The sequence below is a fragment of the Brevundimonas fontaquae genome, from assembly GCF_017086445.1.
In the GTDB taxonomy this organism is placed as follows: Bacteria; Pseudomonadota; Alphaproteobacteria; order Caulobacterales; family Caulobacteraceae; genus Brevundimonas; species Brevundimonas fontaquae.
Window position 1 is genome coordinate 400,319 of the sequence record NZ_CP070968.1, and the last position, 12,021, is coordinate 412,339.

6 protein-coding genes are annotated in these 12,021 nt (G+C 67.1%); 4 read left to right on the top strand and 2 right to left on the bottom strand.

The window, feature by feature from the left end:
- The gene (locus JX001_RS01950; protein ID WP_205682067.1) at positions 1-897 is read right to left on the bottom strand and encodes a peptidylprolyl isomerase; all 897 of its coding nucleotides are present in this window, start codon (positions 895-897) and stop codon (positions 1-3) included.
- Positions 898-1,141: 244 nt separating this feature from the next.
- Here JX001_RS01950 and secA point away from each other — a divergent pair, with 244 nt between their 5' ends.
- Positions 1,142-3,991 (top strand): preprotein translocase subunit SecA, encoded by a 2,850-nt coding sequence (gene secA, locus JX001_RS01955; protein ID WP_205682068.1) that lies wholly within the window; start codon positions 1,142-1,144, stop codon positions 3,989-3,991.
- A gap of 83 nt (positions 3,992-4,074) precedes the next feature.
- Positions 4,075-5,235 (top strand): aminotransferase class V-fold PLP-dependent enzyme, encoded by a 1,161-nt coding sequence (locus JX001_RS01960; RefSeq protein WP_205682069.1) that lies wholly within the window; start codon positions 4,075-4,077, stop codon positions 5,233-5,235.
- On the opposite strand, the gene JX001_RS01965 is transcribed toward JX001_RS01960, so the two are convergent.
- A complete protein-coding gene (locus JX001_RS01965; protein WP_205682070.1) occupies positions 5,236-6,132 on the bottom strand; it encodes a hypothetical protein in 897 nt (298 codons plus the stop codon).
- A 449-nt stretch (positions 6,133-6,581) separates the two neighbouring features.
- Here JX001_RS01965 and JX001_RS01970 point away from each other — a divergent pair, with 449 nt between their 5' ends.
- Positions 6,582-11,438 (top strand): NAD-glutamate dehydrogenase, encoded by a 4,857-nt coding sequence (locus tag JX001_RS01970; protein ID WP_205682071.1) that lies wholly within the window; start codon positions 6,582-6,584, stop codon positions 11,436-11,438.
- A 110-nt stretch (positions 11,439-11,548) separates the two neighbouring features.
- Positions 11,549-12,016 (top strand): universal stress protein, encoded by a 468-nt coding sequence (locus JX001_RS01975; protein WP_205682072.1) that lies wholly within the window; start codon positions 11,549-11,551, stop codon positions 12,014-12,016.
- Positions 12,017-12,021: the final 5 nt, after the last annotated feature.

Genomic DNA, 12,021 nt, shown 5'->3' on the forward strand with positions numbered 1-12,021 from the left:
TCAGGCGCCCGGAGGAGCGGAAGGAGCAGGCGATGCGGGCGGCGTTTGGGCGGGCAGGCGGACATCCACCTTGGCCTTGCCACGCAATTGCTCCAGCAACTGTCGCACGCCTTCATAGGTCAGATAGCGCACGATCTGCGGCCGGGCCTGTTCCAGCGTCGGCGGGTTTTCCTTGCGCCGGTCCTCGACCCTCAGAACGGCCCAGCCGCCCTCGGTCTGGAACGGCCCGACGGTCGCACCGGCCGGCTTGTCGCGCAGGGCGTCGGCATAGGCTTGGGGCATCACGTCCAGCGTGGAATACCCCAGGTCGCCGCCGGAAAACCGCGTCGCCTCGTCGATCGACCGCTCCGCCGCCACCGCCTCGAAGCCGGCGCCCTGGCCCAGAATGCCGATCACGGCGTCCGCCTCGGGCTTGGTGCGCGACAGGATCAACCGCACGCGGATCTCTTCCGAGGTCTTCGCCAGCCGCAGCTGCTCATTATAAAGGGTCTGCACCGCCTGGTCCGACACGGCCTTGTTGACCACGCTCTCGACCAGCATGTCGCCCAGGATGCGCTCGCGCGTCGCTTCCAGACGCCGCTGCGCCAGGGGCGAGGAGTCCAGCCGCCGCCGCTGCGCCTCTCCGGCCAGCAGCTTTTGGTCGATCACCTCGTCGAGCACCCGGCGGAAGAGATCCGACGTCGTATCCAGCGCCTCGTCCTCGCCGATCAAACCTTGGGCCACCGCCTCGCGCTTCACGTCCGAGGCCCAGATGGTCTCGTCCTGCACCGTCGCCACGGCCTTGTCGCCCTGTTCGGGCGGCCGGTTGTCGCCGCTACGCGAACAGGCGGCGGTCGAAAGCGCCGCCGTCAGCACCGCCGCTGTCAGAAGACGTGAAGATCGCCGGAAGGGGGTCAAGGGGGCGCTCCGTCGAAGGCGGCCGAAAGCCCCTCGCGTTGACAGGGGTTAGGCCGGTGCTTAAGTCCCGCCTGCGCCCAAGTCGAGGGGTTTTGATCGTCTGCGCGGCCCTTCGCGCGCGCCTGATGCGGCGCTCCGGGGCTGCGGTCGGTCAGGGCCTCTCTCACGGCGTCCGTATCGCCGCCCCTCACGGGATTTCAGAGCCGCTCAGCTCGCAGACGCTCGACCGCTTACCGGATCCAATATGCTCGGCTTCGCCAAGAAACTTTTCGGCTCTTCCAACGACCGCAAGGTCAAGGCCTTCCAGGACCACGCCCAGCGCATCAATGCGCTGGAGCCCAAGTTCGCCGCCCTGTCCGACGACGAACTGCGGATGATGACCGACGCCTTCCGCGATCGGCTGGCGAACGGCGAGACCCTGGACAAGATCCTGCCCGAAGCCTTCGCCGTCGTGCGCGAAGCTTCCAAGCGCGTGCTGGGCCAGCGTCAGTACGACGTTCAGCTGGCGGGCGGCATGATCCTGCATGAAGGCGGCATCGCCGAAATGCGGACCGGCGAAGGCAAAACCCTGGTCGCCGTGGCGCCGGTCTATCTGAACGCCCTGCCCGGCAAGGGCGTGCACGTCATCACTGTCAACGACTACCTGGCCCGCCGCGACGCCGAGACGATGGGCAAGGTCTATCGCTTCCTGGGTCTTGAGGTCGGCGTCATCGTCAACGGCCTCAGCCAGGGTCAGCGCCAGCAGGCCTACAACGCCGACGTCACCTACGGCACCAACAACGAGTTCGGCTTCGACTATCTGCGCGACAACCTGGTCTATGACCGGCGCGAGATGGTGCAGCGTCCGCACAACTTCGCCATCGTCGACGAAGTCGACTCCATCCTGATCGACGAGGCGCGTACGCCTCTGATCATCTCGGGCCCGACCGAGGACCGTTCGGATCTCTACAAGATCCTCGACGGCCTGATCAAAGACCTGATCAAGGACAAGGACACCTTCGAGCTCGACGAAAAGCAGAAGCAGGTCCTGCTGACCGAGCTGGGCTCCGAGCGGATGGAAGAGGCCCTTGAGGCCGGCGGTCACTTCGCCGCCGACACCACCGGCCTGTACGACGCCGCCAACATCAGCCTGGTTCACCACGCCAACCAGGCCCTGCGCGCCAACACCCTGTATCAGCGCGACAAGGACTATATCATCAAGGGCGGCGAGATCGTCCTGATCGACGAATTCACCGGCCGCATGATGACCGGCCGCCGCCTGTCCGAAGGCCTGCACCAGGCCATCGAAGCCAAGGAAGACGTCAAGATCCAGCCCGAGAACCAGACCCTGGCCTCGGTGACGATCCAGAACTACTTCCGCCTGTACGAAAAGCTGTCGGGCATGACGGGCACGGCCGCGACCGAGGCCCAGGAATTCGGCGACATCTACAAGATGGACGTGCTGGAGGTGCCGACCAACCGGCCGATCCAGCGCAAGGACTATGACGACGAGGTCTATCGGACCCACGCCGAGAAGAACCAGGCCATCGCGCGCCAGATCGCCGAATGCCACCTCGCCGGTCAGCCGATCCTGGTCGGCACCGTATCGATCGAGCGTTCGGAACAGCTGTCGGACCTGCTGAGCCGCTTCGAATACAAGGTCGAGACCGCGCGCACGCTGAAGCCGGAATATGCCGGCAAGGCCAAGGAAGCCGAGAAGATCGGCGACGCCGCCTATGACATCACCTACGAGACCAAGCTGCGCGGCATTCCGCACAGCGTCCTGAACGCGCGCCAGCACGAACAGGAAGCCTATATCGTCGCCGACGCCGGCCTGCCCGGCGTGGTGACCATCGCCACCAATATGGCCGGCCGCGGCACCGACATTCAGCTCGGGGGCAACCTCGAAATGAAGATGCAGAAGTGGCTGCTGGAGCAGCGCAACATGGCCGTCGAGGTCACGCCGGAAATGGAAACGGGCAAGGAGGCCGAGTTCAAGGCCGAGATCGCCGTCCAGAAGAAGATCGCGCTGGAGGCCGGCGGCCTGTTCGTTCTGGGCACCGAGCGCCACGAGAGCCGCCGCATCGACAACCAGCTGCGCGGCCGCACCGGCCGTCAGGGCGACCCCGGCACCTCGAAATTCTACCTGTCCTGCGAGGACGACCTGCTGCGCATCTTCGCCGGCGACCGTCTCGACTCAATCATGAAGACCTTCGGCGTGGCGGAGGGCGAGGCCATCACCCACCCCTGGCTGAACCGCGCCATCGAGACCGCACAGAAGCGCGTCGAGACCCGCAACTACGACATCCGCAAGAACCTGCTGAAATACGACGACGTCGTGAACGACCAGCGCAAGGCCGTGTTCGAACAGCGTCAGGAGTTCATGGACTCCGAGGATCTGTCCGAACTGGTCGGCGACTTCCGCCGCGACGTCGTGTCCGACCTGGTCGAACGCTACATGCCGCCCAAGGCGTATGCCGAGCAGTGGGACATCGACGGCCTGGACGAAAAGGTCCGCTCGACCCTGGGTCTGGAGCTGCCGCTGCACGACTGGGCCGCCGAGGAAGGCGTGTCGAACGAAGAGATCGAGGAGCGGCTGCTGGCCGCCGCCGACGCCCGCGCCGCCGAACGCCTGGAACAGATCGGCGCCGACCAGACGCGCGGTCTGGAAAAGCAGTTCATGCTGCAGATGATCGACATGCAGTGGCGCGAGCACCTGGTCCATCTGGACCATCTGCGCGGCGTCATCGGCCTGCGCGGCTATGGCCAGCGCGACCCGCTGAACGAGTACAAGACCGAGGCCTTCTCGCTGTTCGAGAACCTGCTCTACGACCTGCGCCACAACGTGACCCGCTGGCTGATGACGGTGGAGTTCCGCTTCCAGGCTCCGCCCGAACTGCCCGAGTTCCAGGAAATCCACCTGAACCCCGGCACCGGCGAGAACGAGATGGCCAATCCGTCGGCGCAGAACCCCGAAGGCACGTTGATCGGCGACGACCGCTCCAAACTGCCGATCGAGGCCCTGCCGCCCGGCTGGGAAATGACCGGCCGCAACTCCCCCTGCCCCTGCGGCTCGGGCCGCAAGTTCAAACACTGTCACGGGGCTCTCGTTTAAGAGGCGCGCTACCCGCAGCGCTATCGCTCGCCGCGCGGCGGCTCGCTGCTTGAGCGCTGGGTGAGATGTCCTAAAGAAGAGGGATGACCTACAAGTCCCTCTTCTCCCGCGCCCTGTCAGCGGCGCCCGGTCGGCTGCATTTCGCCGCGCACAGCCATCACCTGTGGCCCGACGCCAGTTTCGAGGCGCAGCAGCAGACCTGGCTCGACGCCAACTTGCATGCCGACCACAAGTGGGATCTCGTCTTCGGTCAGGTGATCCCCGAGGCCCAGGCCCATGTCGCGGCCGAGCTGGCACTGCCCTCGCCCGACAGCATCGTCTTTTCGTCCAACACCCACGACTTCCTGCTGCGTCTGTTTTCGGGCGTGGAGACCAAGCCGGTCCGCATTCTGGCGACCGACGGCGAATTTCACTCCTTCCGTCGTCAGGCCGAACGGTGGGAAGAGGTCGGGGCGGCGCTGGTCACGCGCGTTCCGCTAGCCCCTTTCGACACCTTCGCCGACCGCTTTATCGCCGAGGCGTCCAAGGGCGGCTACGACTGGATCGTGGTCAGCCAGGTCTTCTTCCGCACCGGGGGCCTGTTCGACCGGATCGAGGAGCTTGCCGCCCTGGCGAGACCCGAAGGGCCTTGGGTGCTGATCGACGGCTATCACGGCTTCATGGCGACCCCGACCGACCTGTCGGCGGTGGCGGACCGGGTCTTCTATGTCTCCGGCGGCTACAAATACGCCATGTCGGGCGAGGGCGTCTGCTTCCTGCACGCCCCGCCCGGCTTCTGCCCGCGTCCTGTCGTCACCGGCTGGTTCGCGGAGTTCGGCGACCTGTCGGGTCCGCCCGGCGGCGTTCAGTATCGCAGCGACGGCGGTCGTTTCTGGGGCGCCACCTTCGACTGCACGCCGCTGTATCGCTTCAACGCCGTGCGCCGAATGCTGGATCAGCAGCGGCTGGACACCGCCGCCATCGCCGCCCATGCTCGCGATCTGGCGACCAAATTCCAGCAGGCCGTTCAAGCCGGACAGGCCGGTGTGTTGGCGCAGGCCGAAATCTTCAATCCGGTCGAGGGCGAAGCGCCGCGCGCCCGTTTCCTCGCCCTGCGTCATCCCGACGCCCAGGCCTTGTGCGCCGGTCTGCGGGCGGCGAACATCGTCACCGATGTGCGTGACGACGTCATCCGCTTCGGCTTCGGCCTGTATCAGGACGCCGAGGACGTCGATCGCCTGATCGCGGCCTGCCGATCCCTCTGATCAGTAGAAGGTCGTGTCGTCCTGCTTGCTGGGCGCCGGGGCCGTGCGCGGCGGCGTCCTCGGTTGGTTCGATGCGGGCGGACTCGCCGGGCGCGCTTGGGGCGAGGGCGGCGTCGGCGTGGCCCCGGCCCCCGGCGCATCGACCGGAGGGATCGCCGGCAAGTCCGGATAGGGCATGGACGAGGGGCGGGCGTCCTGCGCCGGCGCCTCTTCATCGGGCGCGATCGGTCCCGCGTTGGACTGGCCCAACCGGTCGGGTGCGCCGACATCGTCGCGGATGAAGGCCCAGGCCTGCCGGTCCGAGCAGCCGCAGGCCTTCAGGAAGCCCTGCTTGTCCCGCCACAGGATCAACGGATAGCTGATGTCGACGCCGGACTCCTTGAGCAACTCGCTCAGCCGCTCGTTGAAGCGACGTCCGGCCTCCACCACGGCGGTGCGCGCCAGATTGCCGTCCGCCTGCGGCACGCCGGCGGCGGTCCAGCTGTTGGCCGGCGTCGCCATCCAGCGTTGATAAAGCGGCCAGTCGCGTGTCAGCCAAAGCTCGGCGACCGTCGCCCGCTCCGCCGCCGTCGATTGCGCAGCGCCCTCCAGATCGGGGCGGGCGAACAGGATGTAGCGCGTCTCGATCCCCGCCGCCTTCAGCTTGGGCGCCTCGTCGCGCGCGTAACGCAGGGCCGAGGCGCTGTCGCGATAGGTGACGATATACAGGGCCTGTCCCCCGCTGCCGTCCGACACCCAAGAGGCCTCGTCCAGCAGTTGCTGGACCTCGGCCTGATTGCGGCTGACCGTGACCGGCTGGAACCGCGAATAGAAGTTCCAATAGGCCCAGTATCCGGCGCCGGCGAGCAGCAGGCCGACCACGGCCGCCACGATCGAACCCATCAAAAAGCGACGCATGTAATCGGGTGCTCCAGCTTCACCGTTGACCCTTCCTAACGCATAGCATCGAAATCCGTTGTCCTCCGAATCCGCCGACGTGTTCATCGCCGCTCGGAGGCGCCGAATTGTCGCGAAAGATTCCGTCCGATCCGCTCTTGAACGGCGAAATCGGCTTCCCATTTCCGATCTCGACGCTGCGGGACACTCCCCCTCCGAACCGCAGCGAAGCGAAGCCGGCGCCCTCCCCTCCCCTCCAGGCGCCGCTCGCGCAGGCCGCCGGACTCCCCCAGTCCGGCGGCTTTCTGCTTTGTGGCGCTGCACAATAATTCCAACCTGATCACTGATCATTACAAGGATCGGTCGCCGGGGGCTTCCCGAGCGACCGGACCTGGCCTAGTCAGCAGGGGTGGCGCCCCGTCGCGCCGCATCCCTTGCGGCCCTGCCGCGTCGTTCGAGACTGCTCGTCCATGACCGCCCACGATCTGCGCCAACCCGTTCAGCCGATCACCAAGGCCGCGCTGGAGGCGGCCTTCGCCAAGATCGCGGGGACCGGGCCCGGCGCAGTCGAACAGACCTATCTGATCCAGGCGCACGAAGACTATTCCGCCGATGAGACGCCCGAGCTCAGCGGCGAGGATCTGGCCGCCCTGCTCGGCGCCTCCTGGAGCGCCGCAAAGGCCTACCCGACCGGAACTGCGGCCCCCGCCATCACGGTCGGCCCGCTGCACGGCGCGAACGGTCAGGTGCTCGACTACGATCTGGTGCGCATCGTCCAGTCCGACGCCCCCTTCCTGGTCGACAGCGTCATGGGCGCCCTGGCGGAAGCCGGCGTGTCGGTACGCGCCCTGTTCCACCCTGTGGTCGAGCTGGACGGCCGTCGCCTGTCGATCATCATGCTGGTCATCGACAGCGTGCCGCAGGAGCGTCGCGACGCCCTGGGCGAAGGCCTGGCCCAGAGCCTGTCGGACGTCCACGCCGCCGTCGCCGATCACGACGCCATGACGTCCCTGATGCGCCAGGCCGTGCAGCGTCTGGAAGAGACCCCGCCCCCGGTCGATCCCGCCGTCCTCGCCGAGAACATCGCCTTCCTGAAATGGCTGAAGAGCGATCATTTCGTCTTCCTGGGCGCGCGCGACTACAGCTATCCGCTGAACGCCGACGGCGACTATGAGGCCGAGGCGCCGCTGGGCCTGTCTACCGACGGCCTGGGCATTTTGGCCGACCCCGAGCGCACCGTGCTGCGTCGCGCGTCGGAACCCGCCGTCCTGACGCGCCAGATGCGCCGCCAGCTGGATCTCAGCGAACCTGTGACGGTGGCCAAGGCCAACGCCCGCTCTCGCGTCCACCGCCGCGCCTACATGGACTATGTCGGGGTCAAGCGTTACGGGCCGGACGGCAAAGCGACCGGCGAGACACGTTTTGTCGGCCTGTTCACGTCGGAAGCCTACGACCAGCTGGCGACCGAGGTGCCGCTGCTGCGTCGCAAGGTGGCCAACGCCCTGGCCCGCGCCGACAAGGCGCCCGGAAGCCACAACGAAAAACGCCTCAAGAACATCCTTGAGAATTATCCCCGCGACGAGCTGTTCCAGGTCAGCGAGGACGAGCTGCTGTCCATCGCCCTGGGCATCCTTCACCTCTATGACCGGCCGCGCATCCGCCTGTTCTCGCGCCAGGACCCGTTCGACCGCTTCGTCTCGGTCCTGTGTTTCATCCCGCGCGAGAAGTTCGATTCCGCCGTGCGCGAACGCATCGGCCAGATCGTCGCCCGCGCCTGGGGCGGCCGCATCTCGGCCTGGTATCCGCAGCTGTCGGACGCGCCCCTGGTGCGCATCCACTACATCATCGGCGTGGAGCCCGGCGCCCACCCGATCCCGGACCCCGCCCAGCTGGAGGCCGACGTCGCCGAGGCTGGTCGCGGCTGGGTCGATCGTTTCGAAGGCGCCCTGCGTCGCTCGGGCGTCGAGGAAGTCGCCGTCGGGCCGCTGAGCGCCCAATGGGCCCGCGCCTTCGGCGCCGCCTATCGCGATCGCTATGACGCCGATGAGGCCGCGACCGACCTGCAATATGTGAACCGGCTGAATGAGACGGGCCTGCCGGGTGAGGGCAAGGCGGTCGCCGTGCGCGCCTTCCGCACGCCGGACGACAGCCGCCTGCAGTTCCGCTTCAAACTCTATCGTCGCGGCCCCGCCGTTCCCCTGTCCGACGTCCTGCCGATCCTGGCCGACATGGGCCTCAAGACGCTGGAGGAATACGGCTATCCGATCCGTCCCATGGGCGAGGAAGAGATCCACGTCCACGAGTTCCTGATGGAGGATCCGCGCGGCGAGGCGCTGGTCTTCGATGACGTGAAGGGCCCGTTCGAGGACGCCTTCGCCGCCGTTTGGACCGGCCGCAACGAAAGCGACGGCTTCAACCGCCTGGTGATCGAACTGGGCGTGGAATGGCGCGACGCCGCCCTGATCCGCACCTTGGCCCACTATCGCCAGCAGACGGGTCTCGACCCCTCCCAAACGGTCCAGGAGGAGGCCCTGCGCGAATATCCCGATGTGGCGCGCGCCCTGCTGTCGCTTTTCAAGGCCAAGTTCGCCCCTGAAGGCGGTTCGGCCGACGACCGCGCGCCGGCCGTCGCCGAGCTGGACGCCAAGATCGTCACCCTGCTGCAGGACGTGAAGAGCCTGGATCACGACCGGGCCCTGCGCCGAATCGCCGCCCTGATCGGCGCGATCAAGCGCACCAACTATTTCCAGCTGGACGCCGACGGTCAGCCCAAGCCGCACATCTCGATCAAGATCGCCTCGCGCGAGCTGGACGACCTGCCCCTGCCCAAACCCTATCGCGAAATCTTCGTCTGGGCGCCCCACGTCGAGGGTGTGCACCTGCGCTTTGGTCCCGTCGCGCGTGGTGGTCTGCGCTGGTCGGACCGTCGCGACGACTTCCGCACCGAGGTGCTAGGCTTGGTCAAGGCGCAGCAGGTCAAGAACGCGGTCATCGTGCCGGTCGGCTCCAAGGGGGGGTTCTATCCCAAGCAACTGCCCCGCACGACGGACCGCGAGGCCATTCAGGGCGAGGCCATCCGCGCCTATCGCACCTTCCTGTCCGGCCTTCTGGACATCACCGACAACATCGCCGCCGACGGGTCGGTGACCCATCCAGCCAATGTCATCGCCTGGGAAGGCGACGACCCCTATCTGGTGGTGGCCGCCGACAAGGGTACGGCGACCTTCTCCGACATCGCCAACGGCGTCTCGGCCGCCTACGGCTTCTGGCTGGGCGACGCCTTCGCCTCGGGCGGCTCCGTCGGCTATGACCACAAGGCCATGGGCATCACCGCGCGCGGCGCTTGGGAGGCGGTCAAGCGCCACTTCCGCGAAATGGGCAAGGACATCCAGACCCAGCCCTTCACCATGGTCGGCGTCGGCGACATGTCCGGTGACGTCTTCGGGAACGGCGCGCTTCTGTCCAAGGCGACGCGTCTGGTCGCCGCCTTCGATCACCGCGACATCTTCATTGATCCGAACCCGGATCATGTGACCAGCTGGACCGAACGCAAGCGTCTGTTCGACCTGCCGCGCTCGTCCTGGCAGGATTACGACAAGGCCCTGATTTCCGAAGGTGGCGGCGTCTTCTCCCGCTCGGCCAAGTCGATCCAGCTGACGCCGCAGATCAAGGCGGCCCTGGACATCGCTGAGGACGAACTGGACCCCGTCAGCCTGATCCGCGCCATCCTGAAGGCGCCGGTCGAACTGCTCTATCTGGGCGGCATCGGCACCTATGTGAAATCGGCGGCCGAAACCGACGCCCAGGTCGGGGACAAGGGCACCGACGCCTTGCGCATCAACGCCGACGAACTGCGGGTCAAGGTGGTGGGCGAGGGCGCAAACCTCGGCTTCACCCAGGCGGGGCGCATCGCCTTCGGTCAGGCCGGCGGCCGGATCAACACCGACGCCATCGACAACTCCGCCGGGGTCGACACCTCCGACCACGAGGTCAACATCAAGATCCTGGTCGGCTCGGCCGTGACCAACGGCGTCCTGCCGGCCGAGGAGCGCACGCCGCTTCTGGCCTCCATGACCGACGAGGTCGGCCTCAAGGTGCTGGCCCACAACTACGACCAGACCCTGGCCCTGACCCTGCAACAGGCCGAAGGCGTCGGCGCCCTGGACGCCCAGCAGCGGTTCATGCAGAGCCTGTCGGCGCGCGGAAAGCTAGACCGCAAGGTCGAAGGCCTGCCCAACGACGCTCGCGTCAAGGAGCTGATGACGGCGGGCATTCCGCTGGCCCGGCCGGAGCTGGCCGTCCTGATGGCCTACGCCAAGCTGGAGCTGTCGGACGATATCGTCGCCTCGCAGGCGCCCGAGGATCCCTTCTTCGAACAGATACTGGTCCGCTACTTCCCCGAGGCTCTGGCCCGGTTCGAGCCGGAGATGAAGAGCCACCGTCTGCGGCGCGAGATCATCGCCACGGTCATGGCCAACGAAGTCGTCAACATGTGCGGCCCGACCTTCCCCGACCGCCTGCGCGGCTCGGCGGAATGCGACACCACCGCCCTGATCATCGCCTTCGAGGCGGCGCGCCGCGTCTTCCGTCTGGACGAAGCCTGGGACGCCGTGTCGGCCCTGGATTTGAAAATCTCGGCCGAGGCGCAGATCGCCCTCTATCAGGAAATCGCTGTCGTCCTGCGTCGTCAGACCTTCTGGCTGGCCCGCCGCGCCAAGGGCGGTCTGTCGGTTCAGGCCCTGATCGACCGCTATCGTCCGATCGCCGACGCCCTGCAGGCCGAGGGCGCGCCGGTCCTGTCGCGCTTCGAACAGGGGCGTCTGGATGCGCGCGTCAAACGCTTCGCCGACCACGGCGCGCCTGAGGATCTGACCCGCAGCATCGCCATCATGCGCCCCCTCGTCGCCGCCTCCGACATCGGGGACTTGGCGCAGGAGGCGAACTGGCCGGTCGCAGCCATGGCGCGCCTGTATCACCAGGTCGGCGCCGCCTTCGACTTCGACCGTCGGCGCGCCGCCGCCGGCTCCATTCCGTCTGCGGATCATTTCGATCGTCTCGCCGTCCGTCGTCTGATCGAAGACCTGATGAACGAGCAGGCGGCCCTGACTCGCGCCGTCGCCCGCGCCTCCGATCCGTCGGTGGGCGTCAGCGAGGACGCGGCGGAGGCCGCCGTGGACGCCTGGATCGGCTCCAAACAGGCGACGGTCGAGGGCGTGCGCGCTTCGGTGGACGAGATCGAACAGTCGGGCTCGGGCTGGACCTTCGCCAAACTGACGATCGCCAACGCCACGATCCGTGATTTGGCGACGGCGGCGGTGAATTCTTGAGGTGTGCTATCGGCCTTTCGGCCGACTTGAGCACGCTATGTGGACGCTCTGCTTGACGAAGCCGTCGTCGCACGGCCTCTTCAGCCGCTGATCAGGCTGGGGAGGCCGCAATGCCGAGAAAGTTCCTCGTCGTCGTCGACGACAGTCCGGAGTTCGAGGCCGCCCTGCGGTTCGCCTCGCGCCGGGCGAAATCGACGGGCGGGCGCGTGGTCATGCTGCGCGTCCTTCCGACCGACAGCGACGCCCACTGGTCGGGCGTGCGCGAGGAAATCGAACGCCAGCAGCGCCAGGAGGCGGAAATCCTGCTGAACCGCCTGGGCGAGGAGGCGCAGAACCGCTCCGGCGCTGCGCCGGTCTTCCTGATCGAAAAGGGCGAGGCCCAGGCCGCGATCAAGAAGGTCGTCGCCGCCGACCCTGAGATCAAGATCCTGGTGCTGGCCGCCGGAACCAGCTCGCGCGGCCCCGGCCCGCTCGTCTCGGCCATCATCAAACAAGGCGCGCAGATCGGCGGCCGCAAACTGCCCGTCACCATCGTCCCCGGCGAACTGACCGAAGACGAGATCGAAGACCTGGCCTAGCCGGG